Here is a 21,048-nt window from a genome sequence, read left to right as displayed (position 1 = left end):
GACACCCGATCCACGGATCGAGACCCGGTGTTCCGCTTCAAGCAGCGGCGCCGGGTTTTGTTTTTTGGGGTGTTCCATGGGATCTGTCGGTGACGTCACACCGCAGCGGCTGTTGTTCGACGAGCCGCTGAGCTTGCGCAGCGGCGCCCGCATCGGCGGGTACGAATTGATGGTCGAGACCTACGGCCGGCTCAACGAGGACAAGTCCAACGCGGTCCTCGTGTGCCATGCGCTCAACGCCAGCCACCATGTGGCGGGCACGCATGCCGGCGTCGAGAAGAGCGAGGGCTGGTGGGACAACCTGATCGGTCCCGGCAAGCCGCTGGACACGGACCGGTTCTTCGTCATCGGCATCAACAACCTGGGCTCGTGCTTCGGCTCCACGGGGCCGATGCACCTGAATCCGGACACTGGCCGCGTGTACGGCAAGGACTTCCCCGTCGTCACCGTGCAGGACTGGGTGGACGCGCAGGCGCGCGTGCTGGACCGCTTCGGCATCCAGAAGCTGGCGGCGGTGCTGGGCGGCTCGCTGGGCGGGATGCAGGCGCTGGACTGGTCGCTGCGGTATCCGGAGCGCATGCGTCACTGCATCGCGGTGGCGACCGCGCCCAACCTGTCGGCGCAGAACATCGCGTTCAACGAGGTCGCCCGGCGGGCCATCATCACCGACCCCGAGTTCCACGACGGCTTCTTCTACGAGCACGGCGTGGTGCCGCGCCGCGGGCTGCGGGTGGCGCGGATGATCGGCCACATCACCTACCTGAGCGACGACGTGATGGAGGAGAAGTTCGGCCGGCAGATGCGTTCGGCGGAACTGGGGTATTCGACCTCGGACATCGAGTTCCAGATCGAGAGCTACCTGCGCTACCAGGGCGACAAGTTCAGCGAGTACTTCGACGCCAACACCTACCTGCTGATCACGCGGGCGCTGGACTACTTCGACCCGGCGCGCGAGCACGGCGGCGACCTGAGCCGCACCTTCGCCAGCGCGCTGTGCAAGTTCCTGGTGGTGAGCTTCACGACGGACTGGCGCTTCTCTCCGGCGCGCTCGCGCGAGATCGTCAAGGCGCTGCTCGACAACAAGCGCGAGGTGTCCTACGCCGAGATCGACGCGCCGCACGGCCACGACGCCTTCCTGCTCGAGGACCCGCGGTATCACGGCGTGCTGCGCGCCTACTTCGACCGTATCGCGAAGGAGCATGAGAAGCCGATGCCGGGCGGCGCGTCCGCGCCGGTCTCCCACCGTCTGCAGGGAGTGTCGGTATGAGCGATCGTGCGGTGATGGACATGATTGCCGAGCTGGTCCCGACCGGCTCGCGCGTGCTCGACCTCGGCTGCGGCACCGGCGAACTGCTGGCGCATCTGCAGGCGACGAAGGGCTGCACCGGTTATGGCGTCGAGCTGGACGATGCGAACGTGCTCGCCTGCGCGCAGCGCGGCGTCAACGTGATCCAGCTCAACCTCGAAGAGGGCCTGGCGATCTTCGAGGAGCAGAGCTTCGACGTCGTGCTGCAGCTGGAGACGCTGCAGAACCTGCGCAACACCGAGGCGATGCTGCGCGAGACCGCGCGCGTCGGCCGGATGGGCGTGGTGAGTTTCCCCAACTTCGCGCACTGGCCGAACCGCCTGCAGGTGCTGGCGGGCCGCATGCCGGTGACGCGCGTGCTCCCGTACCAGTGGTACGACACGCCCAACATCCGCGTCGGCACCTACGCCGATTTCCAGATCCTGGCGCGCAAGTGCGGGCTGCGGGTGCTGGACAGCTTCGGCGTGCAGGACGGCCGTCAGGTCCGCGTGATGCCGAACCTGATGGCAAGCATGGCGGTGTTCAAGTTCGATCGGGATTGAGCGTCGGCGACCCCGCCCCCGCGTTCAATCCTCGTAGCGTCCCAGCCTCACCATCGTCTGTCCGCTCAGGCCGGCGCGACGCGATGGCATGATCAGGACGCACTCGTCGTGCGGCGTGCTCCATCGTCGATCGCCGTCTTCGGCCAGCGGCGTGCCGGCGTCCGGGATCACCTTCAAGTGGTGCGTCGGCACCAGGAAGCGGAACGCCGGCGTCACCGCCGTGACGCCTTCGCCGACACGCACGAGCCGCTGCTGATCGGGCGCCGGCACGCGCAGTTGCGCGTCCGCCCACGCCGAGTCGACCATCTCTAGGTGGCGCAGGAAACGCAGCGTCACATCCAGCGCCATGTCCGCGCTCGCGGGTTCCCAGTGCGAGCCGCATTCGACCAGCACCGCCTGCCGCTCGCTGCGCGGATCGCCGAAACCGCCGCGATCGATCATCCGCAGTCCCGCCGCGTGGCCGGTGTCAACCAGCAGGGTCGCCGGCTGACCCAGCGCGCGCGCCAGCGGCACGCTCTTGTCCGTCATGCCGCAGATCGTCAGCGCCGGCGCGCCCGCCTCCTGCATGGAGTGCAGGTCCAGCAGCACGTCCGCCGCGTCGACGAAGGGCGCCAGCTCGCGCGCCCGCCGCAGCTCCACCGAGTCGCGCGTGCCGCGCAGCACGGCGTCGTCCCAGAGACGGTTCATGTCCTCGTCGACGCAGCGGGACAGGAAGGGCTCCAGCGCGTTGAATCGCCCGAAGGCCTCGACGTTGGCGAAGGCCAGGATCAGCCTGCCGCGCAGCGGTCTCACGTCCTGGCGCAGCAGCGTGTCCAGCGCGATCGCGCCGCACAGCTCGTTGCCGTGCGTCAGCGCCACCACCATCGCCGTCGGGCCGGGCAGGCCGGACTCCAGCACATGCACGAACTCGACCTCGCTCCCCGGACCGTGCCGCCAACGCTCGATCGCCGGCGGCTGGAGCCGGACTTCCGGGTGGAAGGGCGGGAAGGGCGGGAAGGTCTCGAGCAAGGCGGGCGTCATCGTCTTCGACACGTGGGGTCGCCCACGACGGGTGGACGTCCCAGTCGATCCTACACTCCGGCCCCATGAAGACTCTCACCGGCCATGACGGCCTCCCGCTGCACTGGCGGGAATGGGGCGCCGACCTGTCGCTCCCCACCCGCGGCACCGTGCTCATCGTCCACGGCCTGGGTGAACACATCGGCCGCTATGAAGCCGTCGCCGGGCGCCTGAACGACTGGGGCTGGCATGTCGCCGGCTTCGACCAGCGCGGGCACGGCGCCTCGGGCGGTCCGCGCGGCGACATCCCGACGCACGACAGCCTGCTGCTCGACCTCGCCGCCACCATCGACTGCCTGCGCGCCGACGACCGCAAGGGGCGGGGACCGCTGATCCTGCTCGGGCACTCCATGGGCGGCGCGGTCGCCGCCCGCTTCGTCGCCGGCGCCTTGGAGAACGCACCCTGGTCCCGGCCGGTCGACGGCCTGGTGCTCAGTTCACCGGCGCTTGATCCGGGGCTGTCAGCGCTCCAGCGGGGCCTGCTCGGCGCCACGCTGCCGCTGGTGCCGCACCTGGCGGTCGGCAACGGACTGAATCCGTCCTGGATCTCGCGCAGCCCGGTCGTGGTCCAGGCCTACAAGGATGATCCGCTGGTGCACAACCGCATCACCCCGACGCTGGCGAAGATGATCGCCAGCTTCGGCGCAGAGACGCTGCCGCTGGTGCCGCGCTGGACCACGCCGACGCTGCTGATGTGGGCCGGCGCCGACCGCTGCGTCGCCCCCGCCGGCAGTGCCGCCTTCGCGGCGGCGGCCGCCGCGGGCGGCGCGGTGCAGGCCGTGCCCTTCCCGGGCCTGTCGCACGAGATCTTCAACGAACCTGAGCGCGAACAGGTCTTCGCCCGGCTGCGCGCCTGGCTGGGCACTCGCTCCTAGAATCGACGGTACCGACCCCGCAGGAGACTCGCATGAACGCACGTGATCCGTCGTTGCCGCTGCAGACCGATGAAATCAGCGCCCTGGGCGCCTTCGCCGAGAAGGTCTGGGACCAGGAGATCGTCCCCGCGCTGACCGACTACATCGCCATCCCCGCCAAGAGCCCGATGTTCGACGCCGACTGGCAGGCCAACGGCTACATCGAGCGCGTCGTGCGCGACGCCGCCCAGTGGGTGGAGGGCAAGAAGATCCCCGGCCTGACGCTGGAGGTCATCCGCCAGGACGGCCGCACGCCGGTCATCTTCTTCGAGCTGCCGTCGACCAAGCCCGAGAGCACCGACACCGTCGTCCTCTACGGCCACCTGGACAAGCAGCCCGAGTTCAACGGCTGGCGCGCCGACCTCGGCCCGTGGACGCCGAAGTACGAGGACGGCAAGCTCTACGGCCGCGGCGGCGCCGACGACGGCTACGCGATCTACGCCTCGATCACCGCGTTGCTGGCGCTGGACCAGCAGGGCATCCCCCGTCCGCGCTGCGTGGGCCTGATCGAGGCCTGCGAGGAGTCCGGCTCCTACGACCTGCCGGCCTACATCGACCTGCTCCGGCCGCGCCTGGGCAACGTGTCGCTGGTGGTCTGCCTGGACTCCGGCGCCGGCGACTACGACCGCCTCTGGATGACCACCTCGCTGCGCGGCATGGTCTCCGGCGTGCTCAAGGTCGAGGTGCTGACCGAAGGCATCCACTCCGGCGATGCGTCGGGCGTGGTGCCCTCGTCCTTCCGCATCCTGCGCCAGGTGCTGGACCGGCTGGAGGATTCCAAGACCGGACGCCTGCTGCCCGAATCCTTCCATTGCGACATCCCCGGCGTGCGCTTCGAGCAGGCGCAGGCCACCGCCGCGATCCTGAAGGAAGAGGTGTACAAGCGCCTGCCCTGGGCCTGCGGCGCGGACGGCGCACCGGTGCTGCCGGTGACCTCCGACCCGGTCGAGGTGCTGCTCAACCGCACCTGGCGGCCGACGCTGTCGGTGACAGGCGTGGACGGCTTCCCCGAACTCAAGAGCGCCGGCAACGTGCTGCGCCCGTACACCGCGTTCAAGCTGTCGCTGCGCCTGCCGCCGCTGATCGACGGCAACGAGGCCGCGCTCAAGCTCAAGGCGCTGCTCGAGGACAACGCGCCCTACAACGCCAAGGTCAGCTTCGTGCCGGACGGCCGCGCCGGCGCCTACGGCGCCACCGGCTGGAACACGCCGGAGCTGTCGCCGTGGCTGAGCCAGGTACTGGACGACGCCAGCCAGGCCCACTTCGGCCAGCCGGTCGGCTATATCGGCCAGGGCGGCACCATCCCGCTGATGAGCATGCTGCAGAAGGGCTTCCCCGCCGCGCAGATGATGGTCTGCGGCGTGCTGGGCCCCAAGAGCAACGCCCACGGCCCCAACGAGTTCCTGCACGTGCCCTACGGCAAGCGCCTCACCGCCGCCGTGGCGCAGGTGATCGCCGCGCACCCCTGACCGCCGCGGACCCGGTGGACGGCCGGCAGGTCGTCAAGGTCCGCTGATCGACGCACAGCGAGGCGGCCCGCGGCGACGCGGCGCCCGCCCGGAGGAGACGGGATGGATCAGGTCAAGGCGATGCGGGTCTTCACCCGCGTGATCGACGAAGGCAGCCTCGCCGGCGCCGCGCGGGCCATGGACCTGGCACCCGCCGTGGTCACGCGGCTGGTGGCGGATCTTGAGGAGCACCTCGGCGCGCGGCTGCTCAACCGCACGACGCGGCGGCTGTCGCTGACCGACGTCGGCGAGGGCTACCTCGAACGCTGCCGCCGCATCCTCAGCGACATCGAGGAGGCCGAGGCGCTGGCCTCCGCGGCGACCAACGAGCCGCGCGGCACGCTGCGCGTCCTCATCCCGCCGGCCATCGCGATCCATCAGCTGGCGCGGCACATGGCGCGTTTCCACGCGCTGTACCCGCTCGTCAGCGTCGAGCTGGTCGCGCCGGGGCCCGTCGACACGCTCGACGAGAGCTTCGACATCACCGTCATCTCCACCCGCAGTCCGCTGCAGGGCGACTTCATCGCCCGCAAGCTGGCCCGCACCGAGGTGATCCTGTGCGCGTCGCCCGAGTACCTGGGCCGGCGCGGCAAGCCGCAGCATCCGTCCGACCTCAAGCAGCACGACGTCATGCTGCCGCCCATCCATGAGCTGACCCGCGGCGTGACCTTCGAGCGCTGCGGCGCCGACGGCCTCACCACCGAGAGCTTCTTTGCGATCCCCAGCCGGCCGGTGATGACGACCTCCTCGGTCGACACCAAGTACGCCTGCGCGCTGCACGGGCTGGGTGTGGCCGGGCTGCCGTCCTTCGTCGTCGGCGACGCGCTGATGGAGGGCGCGCTCGAGCGCGTGCTGCCGCAGTGGCGCATCTACAGCTACGCGCTGTGGGCGGCGATGCCGACCCGCAAGTTCGTCCCGGCGCGCACCCGCGCGTTCATGGACTTCCTCGTCGAGATCTTCGGCGGGAAGGACGAGGATCCGTGGCTCACCGCCGCGGGGTGCCCGTCGTATCGGGCGGCGCAGGAGTTGCTGGCCGCGCAGGCGGCCAAGGCGGCCGCGGCCGGGGATTGAGGGCGCTCAGCGCAGGCTGAAGCCGACCTGCGTGTACTGCGGCTGCAGATCTTCGATCAGGCGCAGCAGCGGCGAGAGCTCGACGTAGCGCGTCGCCGTCTTCACGACGTAGGCGTAGAAGCGCGGCAGGTCCTCCGCGTAATGCGGCTTGCCGTCGCGGTGCTTGAGCCGGCAGAAGATGCCCATGATCTTCAGCTGCCGCTGCAGCACGGTCCATTCGAGGCGGCGCCAGAACAGGCCGAAGTCCAGCGCCATCTCGTGCGGGTCTTCGCCGTTCGGGTCCAGTCCGAACAGGCCGGCGCGCTTCGCGCCTTCCCAGTAGCGCACCGCCCAGTCGAGCTCCTCGGCCTCTTCCCAGGAGATGAAGGCGTCGCGCAACAGCGACGCGATGTCGTAGGTGACCGGGCCCATCACCGCGTCCTGGAAATCGAGGATGCCGGGCGTGGCGAAGGCCGCGGCATCACCGCCCCCGGCGCCCCCGGCGTTCCCCGCCGGGCAGACCATCAGGTTGCGCGGCATGTAGTCGCGGTGCATCGGCACGCGCGGCTGCGCCAGGACGTTGGCCGACAGCAGCGCCACCGTCCGGTCCCAGTACCCCTGCTGCTTCTCGTTCCAGGTCTTGCCATGGTGGGCCTGGACGCACCAGTCGACGAAGATCTGCAGCTCGCGGCGCACGAAGGCGTCGTCGAACAGCGGCAGCGCGCCGTCGGCGCGGGCCGCCTCGCTGGTCTGCCAGCGCAGCAGCGCGGCGGTGGCGTCGCGCATCAGCAGCCGGGGCAGGGCCTCGTCGCCGTGGCGCTGGGCCTCCAGCAGCGCCGCGATGTAGGACCGGCGGCCCAGGTCCTCCATCAAGGCGAATCCCAGCCCGACGTCATGCGCGATCACGCGCGGCACGTGCAGGCCGCGGTCGGCCATCAGCGCGCCGACGCGCAGGAACGCGGCCAGCTGGTTGGGTGAGGCCGGGTCGTCCATGACGATCAGCGTGCCGCCGTCCGTCGTCTCCAGGCGCAGGTAGCGCCGGAACCCCGCGTCGCTGCTGGCGACGGCGAGCGTGTCCAGCCGCAAGCCGAGCGTCTCCACCAGCGGTGCGGTCCAGGCGTGGAAGCGATCGGCGCGGGCGGCGTCGGGCCAGAGCGGAATCGCGGCGTGCGGAGCAGGAGCGGTCATCGGAAGCTGGGGGTCGCGAGCAGGGGCTCGGGCGAAGAAGCGAAAGGGCCGCTGCGCGAGCGGCCGCCAGGTCGGTGACAAGGCGCCGACGCGGTCCTGCCGGCGCGCGAGCCTCGTGGATAATGATTCTACAAACCCCCGGGCAGCGCGGCGCGATCGACGCGCGGCCGCCTGACCTCTGCAAGACGCTGCCCGCCTGATGCGCCCACCGGTTTCCCGTCCCCGTCCGATCTCGCTGGCCGCCGCGCTGGCGGTCGCGTTGCCCGCTTTCTCCTCATCGTCCGCGCAGGCGCAGGAGTCCGCCGGCCAGCCGCTGATCCTCAAGTCGGTCAAGCAGCTGCACCAGACCAAGCGCAAGGACGCCCGCCCCGCGCTGGCGCTGAGCGCCGACCGCATCACCAGCGAGATGGACCAGACCTCGACCGCCGAAGGCGACGTCCAGCTGCGCTACGGCGGCATGCTGCTGAGGTCCGACACGCTGCGCTACGACTATCCGCGGGATCTGGCCACCGCCGAGGGCGGGGTTGAACTGAGCCAGAACGGCGCCGTGCTGCGTGGCCCGAAGCTGGAGCTCTTCGTCGACAAATTCGAGGGCCAGCTCCAGAGTCCGACCTACTTCTTCGCCGCCACCGGCGGCAGCGGCAGCGCCAGGGCGATCCACTTCCTTGGCGACCAGCGCATGCGCGCCGACGAGGCGACCTACTCGACCTGCCCGGTGTCGGAAAAGGGCGAGCAGGACGCGGCCGATGCCGCCAACGGGGGAAAGGACGGCAAGGGCAAGCGCGACTGGGAACTGGTCACCAGCAGCCTGAACCTGGACTTCGACGCCGGCGAGGGCGTGGCGAAGAACGCCGTGGTGCGATTCCTCGGCGTGCCCATCCTGGCGGCGCCATCGCTGAGCTTCCCGCTCGGCGACCAGCCCAAGTCCGGCCTGCTGCCGCCCAACGTCAACATCGACAACCGCAGCGGCGTCGAGTACAGCCAACCCTTCTACTGGAGCATCGCGCCCAACCGCGACGCGACGATCACGCCCTTCGTGATGACGCGCCGGGGTCCCGGCGTCGACACGCAGTTCCGCTACCTGGAGCCGGGCCACCGCGGCCAGATCGACTACGCGCTGCTGCCGCACGACCGCGTCACCGGCATCTCTCGCTGGGACCTGCGGCTGAACGCCGACGGCGACGTGATGCCGAACTGGACCTACAACGTCCACACCGAGCGCGTCTCCGATGACGACTACTGGAAGGACCTGCGCAGCCGCATGCTGACGCAGACGCCGCGCCTGCTGTCGACGGACCTGCGCACGCAGCGCGACTTCAGCTTCAACTGGGGCGAGATGCAGACCTATGCGCGGGTGCAGAAGTGGCAGCCGCTGCAGGTCGCGCAGACGGAAGACCAGTTCGCCTCGCCCTACCAGCGCTCGCCGCAGATCGGCGTGCGGCTGCAGACCGGCGCCGATGAATCGGTGCTGGCCGGCTACCTGCCCACCGGCCGCCGCGCGCGGCTGGAAGGCGGCCTGGAGCTCGAATACAACCGCTTCGACCTGCCCGGCGGCGCGCTGGGCTCGCAGACGCAGACGGGCGAGCGGGTCCACATGCTCGGCCACGTGAGCCTGCCCTTCAGCGGCGCGGCCTGGTGGCTGATCCCGAAGATGTCGATCAACGCGGCGAGCTACCAGCTCGACCAGGCGATCGACGTCACCGGCCGCCGCTCGATCGGCCGCACCATCCCGACCTTCAGCGTCGACCACGGCTGGATCCTGGAGCGCAACACCTCGCTCTTCGGCAATGCGATGCGCCAGACGCTGGAGCCGCGCCTGCTGTACGTCAACACGCCTTACCGCGACCAGAGCGCGATGCCCAACTTCGACGCGGCGCCGCGGGACTACAACTTCGATTCGGTCTTCGCGGAGAACCAGTTCTCCGGCGTCGACCGCGTCAACGACGCCAACATGCTGGCCTTCGGCGCGACCACGCGCTGGATCGAGGACGAGCGCGGCGAGGAACAGCTGCGCCTGGGCATGGTCCAGCGCTACCTGTTCCGCAACCAGCAGATCACGCCCGACGGCACGCCGCAGACGCACCGGCTGTCCGACGTGGTGCTGCTGGCTTCCGCGCACTTGAACCAGGCCTGGTGGACGGACAGCACGCTGCAATTGAATTCCGCCGACGGCAAGGTCGAACGGACCGTGCTGCGCCTGCGGTATTCCCCGGGTCCGTTCCGGACCGTCAGCGCGTCCTACCGCCTCGCCCGCGGGCAGAGCGAGCAGGTCGAGTTCGCCTGGCAATGGCCGCTGTTCGGGCCGGATCGCAAGTCGATTTCCGGCGGCGCGGGCTGCGCCGGCGCCTGGTACGGCGCGGGCCGCCTGCAGTATTCGATGCGCGACAAGCGCTTCACCGATTCCGTGATCGGCGCCGAGTACGACTCGGGCTGCTGGATCCTGCGCATCGGCGCGGAACGCCAGGCCACCGGCCGCGCGGAAACCAACACCCGACTGATCCTCCAACTGGAGCTGGTCGGCCTGTCGCCGCTCGGTTCCAATGCCCTGAAGGTGTTGAGAGACAATATTCCGGGTTACCGTTCGCTGAGCTCCGAGCGCTCGGCTTTTGGCACATATGACTGAACTGCGTTCGATGCGACATCTCAAGCCGGTGGCGGCCACCCTTCTGTCCCTGACCGCCGCCCTGGCCGGCTCGGCATCCCTGGCGCAGACAACGCCCGCTCCAAGCGCCGCAGCCGCTGCTGCCGCTGCCTCCGCGCCTGCCGCGGCGGCCTCGACGCCCGCGGTCAACCGTCCGGTCGTCGAACAGCGGCAGCTGAAGCCGGGCGACTACATCGCGGTGATCGTCAACACCGACATCGTGGCGGCGTCCGAAGTCCTCCAGCGCACCGAGCGCATGCGCGAGGAAGCGCGTCAGCGCGGCCAGACCGTCACCAACGAACTGCTGCACAAGCAGGCGGTGGACAGCCTGGTCGACGAGCGTGTCGTCGTCACGTATGCCCGTGAGAACGGTCCGCGCGTGGACGAGCCGGAACTGGATCGCGTCGTCGGCAACGTCGCCACGCAGAACAAGCTGACGATGCCCGAGCTGCGCCAGCGTCTGGCCGCCGAAGGCATCGACTTCAAGCGTTTCCGCGAGAACCTGCGCGACCAGATGCTGAGCGAACGCGTCCGGGAGCGCGAGGTGCAGGGGCGCATCCGCATCACGGATGGCGACATCGACAAGTACCTGGACGAGCGTCAGGCTGCGATGCAGGGCCGCGCGCAACTGAACATCGCGCAGATCCTGGTGCCGGTGCCCGAAGGGTCGAACCCGGCCGTGGTGGCCGAGCGCAAGGCGCGGGCCGAGGCCGCGCTGGCCCGCATCAAGGCGGGCGAAGACTTCGCCAAGGTCGCCCGCGAGGTGTCGGAAGACGCGAACAAGAACCGCGGCGGCGAGATCGGCCTGCGCGCCGCGGACAAGCTGCCCGATGTCTTCGTCGACGCGGTCAAGGACCTGAAGGACGGCGAGGTGCGGTCCGAGCCGCTGCGCTCCGAAGCCGGTTTCCATGTGCTGAAGCTGGTCGAGCGCCAGTCCGGCAAGGCGTCGATCAACGTCGTCGTCCAGACCCACGCGCGCCACATCCTGCTGCGTCCGTCCGAGCAGCTGAGCCCCGAGCAGGCAACGCGCCGCCTGGTGGAATTCAAGCGTGCGATCGAATCCAAGCGCGCCACCTTCGAGCAACTGGCGCGCGCCAACTCGGAAGACGGCAGCGCGCAGGAAGGCGGCGACCTCGGCTGGGTCTCGCCGGGCGGCTTCGTGCCCGAGTTCGAGCAGGCCATGGACACGTTGCCGATCAACGGCATCTCGGACCCGGTGCCCTCGCGTTTCGGCATCCACCTGATCCAGGTGATGGAGCGCCGCGACGTGGTGCTCGACATGAAGCAGCTGCGCGAGCAGGCCCGCAATGCGCTGCGCGAGCGCAAGTACGAAGACGCCTACAACGACTGGATGAAGGAAATGCGCGCCCGCGCCTTCATCGAGACGCGCGAGTGGCTGGACTGACCGGCCGGGGCTGACTTCATGGGACATGTCGCGCGCAAGCGCTTCGGCCAGCACTTCCTGACCGACAAGGCCATCATCGACGGCATCGTCGACGCGATCGCGCCGGGCGAAGATCAATCGATGGTCGAGATCGGCCCGGGCCTGGGCGCGATGACGCTGCCGCTGCTGCAGCGCCTGCCGGCGTCCAGCCGGCCGCTGACCGTCATCGAACTCGATCGCGACCTCGCCGCCCGCATGCGCAAGCGCGGCGACGTGACCGTCATCGAGTCCGACGTGCTGAAGGTCGACTTCGCTGCGCTGGCCGCGGAGCGCGGGCGCAAGCTGAAGGTCGTCGGCAACCTGCCGTACAACATCTCCTCGCCGATCCTGTTCCATCTGCTGGGCTTTGTGGACCACGTCGTCGACCAGACCTTCATGCTGCAGAAGGAGGTCGTCGACCGCATGGCCGCCGGCCCGGGCACCAAGGACTTCGGCCGGTTGAGCGTCATGCTGCAGTGGCGCTACGACGTCGAGGCGCTGTTCGATGTGCCGCCAGAAGCCTTCGATCCGCCACCGCGGGTGGATTCGGCGATCGTGCGCATGGTGCCGCTGTCGGCGCCCGCCAGGATCGACGAGGCGCTGCTGAGCGAGCTGGTCGCATCGGCGTTCTCGCAGCGTCGCAAGCTGCTGCGGCATTCGCTCGGCAAATGGCTGGACGCCCGCGGCTTCCAGGGCGAATTCGATCTGCAGCGTCGCGCCGAGGAAGTGCCGGTCGACGAATTCGTCGCGCTGGCGTTGGCGGTCCAGGGCTGAGCCAAACAAAAAGGCCTTCCGTCGCCGGAAGGCCTTTTGCATCGGACCCGAAGGTTCAGTCGTTCGTCAACGGATCACGCGGCGCTGAGCCACATGGACGTGTCGAAGGCGCTGCACATCATCGGCATGTTCATGCCGAAGTTCGGATTCGGATTCGCCTTGGTGCTCTTGAGCACCGGCTTCGCCTCGGGGGCCACTTCGGTCGCCCGCTCCCAGGAACCTTGTTCCTGAGAGCGGGCTACTGAAAAGAATAGAAACACCGGAATGAGACCTTCCGCTCGGCCCAGAAATCGGCCGCCTCGCGGAAGACGTCGAGCAACTGCTCGCGCGCCTCACGATCGAATTTCGCATGGTCCGGCAACTGGTCCAGCACCACGACGAAACCCGGTTGCGTGCCCGACTTGTTGACCAGGTTGGTCATGCAGTCGTACAGCGCTTCCATGTTCTTGCCGAAGTGGGCCGGGAACAGGAAATTGCTGGCAATCAATTCCAGCACGTCCTGTTTGGTCTCCGCTGGAGACAGGTCGGCGTACAGGAAGTGTTGGCCGGCGTCCTGCGCGGCCTGCATCAAGTCCTCGACCCGGTAGGCTCTGATCGCCTGCACGATGTTGGGACGGACTGTCTGCAAAAGCATTGTCGCGTTCCTCCTAGATGGGGTTCCGAGTTCATGTCCAACCGTGCCCGCCGCCCCGGACAGAACCCGCTGGGGAGCCTGCAATCGTCGGTGGCGTGGGGGTGGTCAGAGAGGGTTAACCCTGAACTCTGAAACCGAGATGGTACAGAAACGGGCCCGAATGCTCAAGCCAGGGGGGACCAGAATGCCCTAAAAAGCGGCATTGTGAGCGTGCGCACACATACGCCGGGGGCTCTGCGGATCATGGCCGTCATCCCACAGAAATTCACTGGTGAGCCGCTACAAACTTTTTCTATAGGCCGGGGCGCAGGTCGGGTTTAAGGGCCTTCCGGCCCTTCTTCGGAGGGGCTCGGAAGGTCCTGAACCGAATATTCTTCGGTCCTCCGACGAGGCCGGTCAGCGGGCGGCGTTCGCGTCCGCGACGGTCAGCGCCGTCATGTTCACGATGCGACGCACCGTGGCCGATGGCGTCAGCACGTGCACCGGCTTGGCCGCGCCGAGCAGCACCGGCCCGATCGCGATGCCGCCGCCGGCCGCCGTCTTCAGCAGGTTGTAGCTGATGTTGGCGGCGTCGATGTTCGGCATGACCAGCAGGTTGGCCTCGCCCGTCAGCGAGCTGTTGGAGACCAACTGCTCGCGGTAATGGGGGTCCAGCGCGGCGTCGCCGTGCATCTCGCCGTCCGCTTCCAGCCAGGGCGCCTGTTCCTTGATCAGGGCCAGCGCCTCACGCATCTTGACCGCGGACGGGCAGTTGCTCGATCCGAAATTGCTGTGCGACAGCAGCGCCGCCTTCGGACGCAGGCCGAAACGCATCATTTCCTCGGCCGCCATCTGCGTGATCTCGGCGAGCTGCTCGGCGGTCGGGTCGTAGTTGACGTGGGTGTCGACCAGCATGACCTGGCGACCCGGCAGGATCAGGCCGTTCATGCACGCGAAGGTCTTCACGCCGGGCCGCTTGCCGATGACCTGGTCGATGTACTGCAGGTGCATCGCGGTGTTGCTCCAGGTGCCGCAGAGCATCCCGTCCACCTCGCCCTTGTGCAGCATCATGGCGCCGATCAGCGTCAGGCGGCGGCGCATCTCGATCTTGGCGAGCTGTTGCGTCACGCCCTTGCGCTCGGTCATCGCCAGGTAGGTCTGCCAATAGTCGCGGTAGCGCTGGTCGAACTCGGTGTTCACCACCTCGTAGTCGCGACCCTCCTGCAGGCGCAGGCCGAAGCGCTCGCAGCGCTGGGCGATGACCTCGGGACGGCCGATCAGCGTCGGGCGGGCGATGCCCTCGTCGACGACGACCTGCACCGCGCGCAGCACCCGTTCCTCTTCGCCCTCCGCGTACGCCACGCGCTTGTGCTTGGCCTTCTTCGCGATCTGGAAGATCGGCTTCATCGTCGTGCCGGAGGCGTAGACGAAGCTCTGCAGTTTTTCCAGGTAGGCCGGCATGTCGGCGATCGGACGCAGCGCCACGCCTGAGGCCTCCGCCGCCAGCGCGACCGCCGGGGCGATCTTCATCATCAGGCGCGGATCGAACGGCTTGGGGATCAGGTATTCAGGGCCGAAGCTCAGGTTCGCGCCGGCGTAGGCGGCGGCCACGACCTCGCTCTGCTCCGCCTGGGCGAGCTCGGCGATCGCGTGGACGGCGGCGATCTCCATCTCGTCGTTGATCGTCGTCGCGCCGCAGTCCAGGGCGCCGCGGAAGATGTACGGGAAGCACAGGACGTTGTTGACCTGGTTCGGATAGTCCGTCCGGCCCGTGGCCATGAGCGCGTCGCCGCGGATCGCGTGGACGTCCTCCGGCTGGATCTCCGGATTCGGATTGGCCAGCGCGAAGATGATCGGACGGGCGGCCATCGTCGCCACCATGTCCTGCTTGAGCACGCCGCCGGCCGACAGGCCCAGGAAGATGTCGGCGCCGGCGATCACGTCGCGCAGGCTGCGCTGCTCGGTCGGCTGGGCGTAGATCGCCTTGTCCGGGTCCATCAGTTCGGTGCGGCCTTCGTAGACCACGCCGGCCAGGTCGGTCACCCAGATGTTCTTGCGCGGCAGGCCCAGCTTGACCAGCAGGTTCAGGCAGGCGAGGGCGGCGGCGCCGGCGCCGGAAGTCACCAGCTTCACCGAGGCGATGTCCTTGCCCGCGACCTTCAGCCCGTTGAGCAGTCCGGCCGCGACCACGATGGCGGTGCCGTGCTGGTCGTCGTGGAAGACGGGGATCTTCATCCGCTTGCGCAGCTCGCGCTCGACGTAGAAGCAGTCCGGCGCCTTGATGTCCTCGAGGTTGATGCCGCCGAAGGTGGGCTCCAGCGCGGCGATCACGTCGACCAGCTTGTCGAGGTCGTGCTTCTCGTCGATCTCGAGGTCGAAGACGTCGATGCCGGCGAATTTCTTGAACAGGACGCCCTTGCCCTCCATCACCGGCTTGGAGGCCAGCGGGCCGATGTCGCCCAGGCCCAGCACGGCGGTGCCGTTGGAGATCACCGCGACCAGGTTGCCGCGCGAGGTGTAGCGGAACGCGTTGGCGGGATCCGCGACGATCTCCTCGCAGGCGGCGGCCACGCCCGGCGAATACGCCAGGGCCAGGTCACGCTGGTTGATCAGCTGCTTGGTGGCCGCGATGGCGATCTTCCCGGGGGTCGGGAACTCGTGGTACTCGAGAGCGGCCTGGCGCAGCTGCGCACGTTTTTCTTCGGACGTGGACATGGGGGACTCTTCTGGTTGAAACCGGTCCGCCGTCGTGGGCCGGGTCGAGGATTGTAGGAGTCCGCCCCGTCGGCGGCAGTGCGGACTATGCGTATGCTGCATGTCGGAAGGGGCGCAGGCACATACGCGAAACTGCGCATCGCCACCCGCCCGCGGGGCGCCATACTGCGTGCCCCGCACGCGCCCCCCGACTTCCGCTTGCCTGCTCCGACCATCATGCGGCCCGCCGCTCCCTTCCCCCCGATGGCGCCGGGCGCCCGACCGCGGCGCTGGCGCCGTGCGCTGCTGTGGGGAACGCTGGTCGCGTTGCTGCTGATCGCACAGACGCTGCTGCTGTCGCTGACCTTGAGCCATGAGGCGGCCCGCGCGCAGGAGGCGTCGGATCTCGCCGCCGCCGAGGTGACCGCGCGCGCCAAGCAGTTGATCGGCCGCGACCTGCAGGGGCTGCAGGGCCTGATGTGGGCCGAGGACGACGACTGGCGCGGCAACGCGGCCGCGCAGTTGCGCCAGACGCGCGTGCTGCTGCGCATCGAGCTGCGCGACTCGGAGCGCCAGGTGCGCCGCGCCGTCGACACGCCGTATGCGCCGCCGCTGTTCTCCATCCTCGCGCGCGAGCAGCTCCAGATCGAGACCGAACTCGCCTGCATCGCCGCGCTGAGACAGGGCACGCCGCTGTTCTCGCGCTCCTACTTCGTGCCGGGTTCCGGCGGCGACGGCATGGAGGTCGCCGACCTCTGCCTGCCGCGCGTGCGCGCCGGCGAGCCGCGCTCGTATGTGGTCGCGACCATGGGCCTGCGACCCTTGCTGGAGGAGTCGGTCTCGCAGGACCAGGCACGGCGTTTCGAGATGTCCTTCGTCGAAGGCGACGGGACGCGGCTGGCGCGCACCGGCCTGACGCGCGGCACCGGCTTCTACCTGTCGGAGCGCCTGCTCGACCTGCCGGGCCTGAGCCTGCAGCTGCGTGTCGACAACGCCACCGGCCGGCCGCAGCTGATCCCGAACCTGGCGACGGCGCTGGTGCTCGGCCTGTCGATGGCGCTGTTCGCGCTGGTCATCATCCTGGCACGCGACACCCGCAAGCGCGCGCAGGCGGAGCACGCGCTGGCGGAGTCGCTCGCGTTCCGGCAGGCGATGGAGAACTCGCTGATCACCGGGCTGCGCGCGCGCGACCTGGACGGCAACATCAGCTACGTGAACCCGGCGTTCTGCGCGATGGTCGGTTATCCCGCCGAGGAAGTGGTCGGCACGGGCCGGCCGCCGCACGCGCCGCCCTACTGGCCGCCCGAGTTCACCGACGAGTACTGGCGGCGCCACCACGACCGCGAGGCGCGCTGGGAGGCCGGCCTGCCGCCGCGCGAAGGCTTCGAGACGGTCTTTGCGCGCAGCAGCGGGGAGCGTTTCCCGGTGATGATCTACGAGGCGCCGCTGCTGAACGCCGAAGGCCAGCAGACCGGCTGGATGAGCGCGGTGCTGGACCTGAGCGCGCAGCGCAAGGTCGAGGAACTGTCGCGCCAGCAGTCGGACCGGCTGCAGGCAACGGCGCGGCTGGCGACGGTGGGGGAGATGGCCTCGCTGCTGAGCCACGAACTGAACCAGCCGCTGGCGGCGATCGCGAGCTACGCAACGGCCTCCATCAACCTGATGGTGCGCGAGGCCGACGATCCGCAGACGCCGGCGATGGTGCGCCAGGCCGTGACCCGCATCGCCGAGCAGGCCGAGCGCGCCGGCCGCGTGATCAAGAGCGTGCACGACTTCGTCCGGCGCCGCGAGGCGGCCCGGGAGTGGGTCAACGTCGAGCAGCTGCTGGAGGCGGTGCTGCCGCTGATCCGGCTGCAGGCGCGCAAGAGCGGCGCGCGCATCGAGATGGACCTGGCCAAGGGCCTGCCGCGCGTGCGCTGCGACCGGACCATGGTCGAGCAGGTGCTGCTGAATCTGACCCGCAATGCGATCCAGGCGATGGACGGACCGACGCCGCTGGCCGACCGGTCGCTGGTCATCCAGGTGAAACGGCTGCAGCCGCGCTGGCTGAGCTTCGCGGTGATCGACCGCGGGCCCGGCATTCCCCAGGAAGTGGCGCGCCAGCTGTTCACGCCGTTCTTCACGACCCGCACCGAGGGCATGGGCCTGGGCCTGAGCCTGTGCCGCACGGTCGTGGAGCAGCACGGCGGCGCGATGGATTTCGAAAGCCGCGTCGCGCCCGCGTCGCCGACCGGGACCGAGTTCCGCTTCAGCCTGCCGTGCGAGGATGCGCCTGGATCGGCACCGAAGTCCGGGGTCGACCGGTTCCCCATCATTGGATCTGGAGAGTCCTCCGCATGAAGCCGCAGTCCTTGCCGATGGTCTACCTCGTCGACGATGAGGAAGTGGTGCGCGACGCGCTGGCCTGGCTGCTGCGCTCGCGGCGCCTGCTGTCCGAGGGCTTCGGCAGCGCCGAGGCCTTCGAATCCATGCTGGACGGCCTGCCGCGCAGCGGGCGCGACTGGCCGTCGGCGCCCAGCTGCCTGCTGCTGGACGTCCGGATGCCCGGGATGAGCGGCCTGGCGCTGTTCGAGCGGCTCATCGAGCGCGGTCTGCTGGAGACCTTGCCGGTGATCTTCCTGACCGGTCACGGTGACGTGCCGACGGCGGTCGCGGCGGTGAAGCAGGGGGCTTACGACTTCGTCGAGAAGCCGTTCTCCGACAACGCTTTGGTGGACCGGGTGGAGCACGCGCTCGCGCAGAGCGCCGAGGCGATCGCCGCGCGCGACGCGAAGTCGGCGCTGGGGCATCGCGTCGGCGATCTCACCGAACGGGAGCGCGAGGTGATGCAGCTCGTCGTCCAGGGCCTGCCCAACAAGCTGATCGCGGACCAGCTCAACATCAGCGTGCGCACGGTGGAAGTGCATCGGGCACGCGTGTTCGAGAAGATGGATGTGAAGTCCGCGGTCGAACTGTCCAACCTCCTGCGCGGCGACAATGCCGCCCATGGGTGAATTTTCTGTACTGGGCGAGTTTGACCTGATCGACCGCTTCTTCGGCCGCGCGGGGCGCGCCGGCCGGACCGAAGGCGGCGCGGTGACGCTGGGCATCGGCGACGACTGCGCGATCTTGACGCCGTCGGCCGGCCACCAATGGCTGGTGACGGCGGACATGCTGGTCGAAGGCCGGCATTTCCTGTCGACGGTGTCGCCGCGGCGGCTCGGCCACAAGGCGCTGGCCGTGAACCTCAGCGACCTCGCCGCGTGCGGCGCAACGCCCAAGGCCTTCTTCCTCTCGCTGGCGCTGCCGCGCGTGGACGAGGCCTTCCTGGCAGGTTTCTCGCAGGGGCTTTTCGAACTCGCCGATGCGCATCGGATCGTGCTCGCCGGCGGCGACACGACGGCTGGGCCGCTCAACATCAACATCACCGCGATGGGCGAGGTGCCGTCCGGTCAAGCGCTGCTCCGCTCGGGCGCGAGGCCGGGCGACGACGTCTGGGTCAGCGGCACGCTCGGCGATGCGCGGCTGGCGCTGGAGGTGTTCCGCGGCACGCTGTCGCTGAGCGCGGCGCAGTTCGACGAGGCCCGTCTGCGGATGGAAATGCCCGAGCCGCGCGTGGCGCTCGGACGCGCGCTGCGCGGTGTCGCGACGAGCGCGGCGGACGTGTCCGACGGCCTGGCCGGCGACATCGGTCATGTGCTGAAGCGTTCCAACGTCGGCGCGACCTTGCGATTGGCAGACCTGCCGCGCTCGGGCGTGCTGGGCGCGATGCCCGAAGACATCCAGCAGCTGTGCCTGCTGAGCGGCGGTGACGACTACGAACTCGTCTTCACCGCGCCGGCCGAGGCGCGCGAGCGCGTGCTCGACGCGGGACGGCGCTCCGGCACGCCGGTGTACCGCGTCGGCGGCATCGATGAACAACCCGGTCTGCGCGTCGTCGACGGCGCCGGGCGTCCGCTGCAGGACCCGCTGCAGAGCTTTGACCATTTCAGATCATGAGCGCGGTTCGTCCGACTTTCGGCTTCATGGCGAGGCATCCCGCGCACTGGATCGCGATGGGCTTCGGCAGCGGGCTGGCGCCGAGGGCGCCGGGCACGGTGGGCACGCTCTGGGGCTGGGCCGCGTTCGCGGTCCTGAACCTGTGGCTGACGCCGGCGATGTGGGGCGTGGTGATCGCGGCGAGCATCCTGATCGGCTGGTGGGCGTCGACGGTCACGGCGGGGAACCTGAAGACCTGCGATCCCGGCTCGGTCGTGTGGGACGAGATCGTCGCGATCTGGATCGTGCTGTGGCTGATCATGCCGGCGGGGTTCTGGTGGCAGCTGGCAGCGTTCGGCGTGTTCCGCTTCTTCGATGCGGCGAAGCCGGGCCCGGTGCGCTGGGCCGATGCGCTGTTCAAGATCGAGCCCGGCCAACCGGTGACGGTGTGGCAGGGCTTCGGCATCCTGTTCGACGATCTGGTGGCGGCAGCATGTACGCTTGTGGTGTTGGCCGGCGCGAGGGCGCTGCTGCATTGAGGAGATCCCCATGCTGTTTCCCGACGAATCCGAACTGATCGAACGCATCGCCCTGGCGCTGATCCAGCGCAAGGAGCGCATGGGCACCGCGGAGTCCTGCACCGGCGGCCTGATCGCGGCGGCGTGCACGAGCCTGGCGGGCTCGAGCCAGTGGTTCGAGCGCGGCGTGGTGAGCTACAGCAACGAGGCGAAGACGGAGCTGCTCGGCGTGCCGGCGGCGCTGATCGGATTGCACGGCGCGGTGAGCGGCGAGGTCGCCGAGCAGATGGCACGCGGTCTGGCGTCGCATGCGCCGATCGATTGGGCGATCGCGGTGACCGGCGTGGCCGGCCCGGGCGGCGGCACCGAGAACAAGCCGGTCGGAACAGTGTGGCTCGCGTTGGTGCACGGCCGCCAACGCGTGCGGGTGTGGAAGGAGCACTTCACGGGCGACCGGCATGCCGTGCGCGCCCAGACGGTTCGTGCGGGCCTGGGGGCGTTGTGTGATGCCTTGGAGGATAGAGATTCCTGATCGTCATTGACGATCCGGCAAACTCAGCGGCGAAAGATGGCTTCGATGTCGCGAGCCGAATGAAGGATTCGGTGGACTCTGCCATGGTGCTCAGTCGGAGGACCTTGGTGCTCAACTCCGCCGCGAACGAGATCGCACGCCTGCGATCGTCGCGCGCGATATATGCCGTGTAGCCTCCAGTTCGGGTCCCAGATCTGCGTGAATCCTCTCGGTAGGTCCTGCAAAAGGAAATCGCTTCAGAGAGGGAGATCGCATCCCCATTCAGCGGGAGCAACTGTGAGGGACTGAGTCGCACGAGTGAGTGAATCAACCGAGCCCCGCGTTCAAGG

17 protein-coding genes are annotated in these 21,048 nt (G+C 69.0%); 13 read left to right on the top strand and 4 right to left on the bottom strand.

Annotated features, from left to right (window positions below; translation table 11 throughout):
* The first annotated feature begins 76 nt into the window (after positions 1-76).
* On the top strand, positions 77-1,267 hold the full coding sequence (gene metX / locus PV762_RS20620; RefSeq protein ID WP_421036872.1) for a homoserine O-succinyltransferase MetX: 1,191 nt from the start codon (positions 77-79) through the stop codon (positions 1,265-1,267).
* Complete coding sequence (gene metW, locus PV762_RS20615) at positions 1,264-1,848, top strand: methionine biosynthesis protein MetW (RefSeq protein ID WP_421036871.1); 585 nt, start codon at positions 1,264-1,266, stop codon at positions 1,846-1,848. The genes metX and metW overlap by 4 nt, the downstream gene beginning before the upstream one ends.
* A 24-nt stretch (positions 1,849-1,872) precedes the next feature.
* On the opposite strand, the gene PV762_RS20610 is transcribed toward metW, so the two are convergent.
* Positions 1,873-2,880, bottom strand: a complete 1,008-nt coding sequence (locus PV762_RS20610) for a succinylglutamate desuccinylase (RefSeq protein WP_421036870.1) — start codon at positions 2,878-2,880, stop codon at positions 1,873-1,875.
* A 53-nt stretch (positions 2,881-2,933) separates the two neighbouring features.
* On the opposite strand from PV762_RS20610, the gene PV762_RS20605 reads away from it, so the two are divergent.
* The 3 genes from PV762_RS20605 to PV762_RS20595 all read left to right on the top strand — a co-directional run bounded on the left by PV762_RS20605 (position 2,934) and on the right by PV762_RS20595 (position 6,400).
* Positions 2,934-3,782, top strand: a complete 849-nt coding sequence (locus PV762_RS20605) for a lysophospholipase (protein ID WP_421036869.1) — start codon at positions 2,934-2,936, stop codon at positions 3,780-3,782.
* Positions 3,783-3,814: 32 nt separating this feature from the next.
* On the top strand, positions 3,815-5,290 hold the full coding sequence (locus PV762_RS20600) for a M20 family metallopeptidase (RefSeq protein ID WP_421036868.1): 1,476 nt from the start codon (positions 3,815-3,817) through the stop codon (positions 5,288-5,290).
* 102 nt (positions 5,291-5,392) lie between these two features.
* Entirely contained in the window at positions 5,393-6,400 is a 1,008-nt protein-coding gene (locus tag PV762_RS20595; RefSeq protein WP_421036867.1) for a LysR family transcriptional regulator, read from the top strand.
* A gap of 6 nt (positions 6,401-6,406) precedes the next feature.
* Here PV762_RS20595 and PV762_RS20590 read toward each other — a convergent pair whose 3' ends face one another.
* Positions 6,407-7,567, bottom strand: coding sequence for an aminoglycoside phosphotransferase family protein (locus tag PV762_RS20590; RefSeq protein WP_421036866.1), 1,161 nt, complete (start codon positions 7,565-7,567; stop codon positions 6,407-6,409).
* Positions 7,568-7,766: 199 nt separating this feature from the next.
* On the opposite strand from PV762_RS20590, the gene PV762_RS20585 reads away from it, so the two are divergent.
* The 3 genes from PV762_RS20585 to rsmA are packed head-to-tail and all read left to right on the top strand — an operon-like array spanning position 7,767 to position 12,405.
* The gene (locus PV762_RS20585; RefSeq protein WP_421036865.1) at positions 7,767-10,190 is read left to right on the top strand and encodes an LPS-assembly protein LptD; all 2,424 of its coding nucleotides are present in this window, start codon (positions 7,767-7,769) and stop codon (positions 10,188-10,190) included.
* A gap of 10 nt (positions 10,191-10,200) precedes the next feature.
* Positions 10,201-11,613, top strand: coding sequence for a peptidylprolyl isomerase (locus PV762_RS20580; protein WP_421036864.1), 1,413 nt, complete (start codon positions 10,201-10,203; stop codon positions 11,611-11,613).
* Between the two features lie 18 nt (positions 11,614-11,631).
* Positions 11,632-12,405 (top strand): 16S rRNA (adenine(1518)-N(6)/adenine(1519)-N(6))-dimethyltransferase RsmA, encoded by a 774-nt coding sequence (gene rsmA / locus PV762_RS20575; RefSeq protein ID WP_421036863.1) that lies wholly within the window; start codon positions 11,632-11,634, stop codon positions 12,403-12,405.
* 238 nt (positions 12,406-12,643) lie between these two features.
* On the opposite strand, the gene PV762_RS20570 is transcribed toward rsmA, so the two are convergent.
* Together PV762_RS20570 and PV762_RS20565 are read right to left on the bottom strand one after the other, a co-directional pair.
* Positions 12,644-13,123: a barstar family protein gene (locus PV762_RS20570; RefSeq protein WP_421036862.1), complete on the bottom strand. Its 480-nt coding sequence runs from the start codon at positions 13,121-13,123 to the stop codon at positions 12,644-12,646.
* A gap of 312 nt (positions 13,124-13,435) precedes the next feature.
* Entirely contained in the window at positions 13,436-15,733 is a 2,298-nt protein-coding gene (locus PV762_RS20565) for an NADP-dependent malic enzyme (RefSeq protein WP_421036861.1), read from the bottom strand.
* 198 nt (positions 15,734-15,931) lie between these two features.
* Here PV762_RS20565 and PV762_RS20560 point away from each other — a divergent pair, with 198 nt between their 5' ends.
* From PV762_RS20560 to PV762_RS20540, 5 genes are read left to right on the top strand one after another with little or no spacing between them, the layout of a single operon-like run.
* Positions 15,932-18,052 (top strand): two-component system sensor histidine kinase NtrB, encoded by a 2,121-nt coding sequence (locus tag PV762_RS20560; protein ID WP_421036860.1) that lies wholly within the window; start codon positions 15,932-15,934, stop codon positions 18,050-18,052.
* Positions 18,049-18,705: a response regulator transcription factor gene (locus PV762_RS20555; RefSeq protein WP_421036859.1), complete on the top strand. Its 657-nt coding sequence runs from the start codon at positions 18,049-18,051 to the stop codon at positions 18,703-18,705. The genes PV762_RS20560 and PV762_RS20555 overlap by 4 nt, the downstream gene beginning before the upstream one ends.
* A gap of 10 nt (positions 18,706-18,715) precedes the next feature.
* Positions 18,716-19,690 carry a thiamine-phosphate kinase gene (gene thiL / locus PV762_RS20550; RefSeq protein ID WP_421037004.1) on the top strand — a complete coding sequence of 325 codons (975 nt, stop codon included), beginning with the start codon at positions 18,716-18,718 and terminating at the stop codon, positions 19,688-19,690.
* Complete coding sequence (locus PV762_RS20545) at positions 19,687-20,208, top strand: phosphatidylglycerophosphatase A (protein WP_421036858.1); 522 nt, start codon at positions 19,687-19,689, stop codon at positions 20,206-20,208. The genes thiL and PV762_RS20545 overlap by 4 nt, the downstream gene beginning before the upstream one ends.
* 10 nt (positions 20,209-20,218) lie before the next feature.
* Positions 20,219-20,719 (top strand): CinA family protein, encoded by a 501-nt coding sequence (locus PV762_RS20540; protein WP_421036857.1) that lies wholly within the window; start codon positions 20,219-20,221, stop codon positions 20,717-20,719.
* Positions 20,720-21,048 lie beyond the last annotated feature (329 nt).

It is taken from the genome of Mitsuaria sp. CC2, from assembly GCF_048957715.1.
Lineage (GTDB): Bacteria > Pseudomonadota > Gammaproteobacteria > Burkholderiales > Burkholderiaceae_C > Roseateles.
Note: the sequence above shows the minus strand (reverse complement) of the source record. Positions and strands in the feature narration are given on the sequence as shown.

Excerpts from the sequence above, each read along its gene's own strand:
- PV762_RS20565 (WP_421036861.1), bottom strand. The coding sequence starts at position 15,733 with ATGTCCACGTCCGAAGAAAAACGTGCGCAGCTGCGCCAGGCCGCTCTC.
- PV762_RS20580 (WP_421036864.1), top strand. The coding sequence starts at position 10,201 with ATGCGACATCTCAAGCCGGTGGCGGCCACCCTTCTGTCCCTGACCGCC.
- PV762_RS20590 (WP_421036866.1), bottom strand. The coding sequence starts at position 7,567 with ATGACCGCTCCTGCTCCGCACGCCGCGATTCCGCTCTGGCCCGACGCC.
- PV762_RS20555 (WP_421036859.1), top strand. The coding sequence starts at position 18,049 with ATGAAGCCGCAGTCCTTGCCGATGGTCTACCTCGTCGACGATGAGGAA.
- rsmA (WP_421036863.1), top strand. The coding sequence starts at position 11,632 with ATGGGACATGTCGCGCGCAAGCGCTTCGGCCAGCACTTCCTGACCGAC.
- PV762_RS20545 (WP_421036858.1), top strand. The coding sequence starts at position 19,687 with ATGAGCGCGGTTCGTCCGACTTTCGGCTTCATGGCGAGGCATCCCGCG.
- PV762_RS20540 (WP_421036857.1), top strand. The coding sequence starts at position 20,219 with ATGCTGTTTCCCGACGAATCCGAACTGATCGAACGCATCGCCCTGGCG.
- PV762_RS20600 (WP_421036868.1), top strand. The coding sequence starts at position 3,815 with ATGAACGCACGTGATCCGTCGTTGCCGCTGCAGACCGATGAAATCAGC.
- PV762_RS20585 (WP_421036865.1), top strand. The coding sequence starts at position 7,767 with ATGCGCCCACCGGTTTCCCGTCCCCGTCCGATCTCGCTGGCCGCCGCG.
- metW (WP_421036871.1), top strand. The coding sequence starts at position 1,264 with ATGAGCGATCGTGCGGTGATGGACATGATTGCCGAGCTGGTCCCGACC.
- PV762_RS20605 (WP_421036869.1), top strand. The coding sequence starts at position 2,934 with ATGAAGACTCTCACCGGCCATGACGGCCTCCCGCTGCACTGGCGGGAA.
- PV762_RS20595 (WP_421036867.1), top strand. The coding sequence starts at position 5,393 with ATGGATCAGGTCAAGGCGATGCGGGTCTTCACCCGCGTGATCGACGAA.
- metX (WP_421036872.1), top strand. The coding sequence starts at position 77 with ATGGGATCTGTCGGTGACGTCACACCGCAGCGGCTGTTGTTCGACGAG.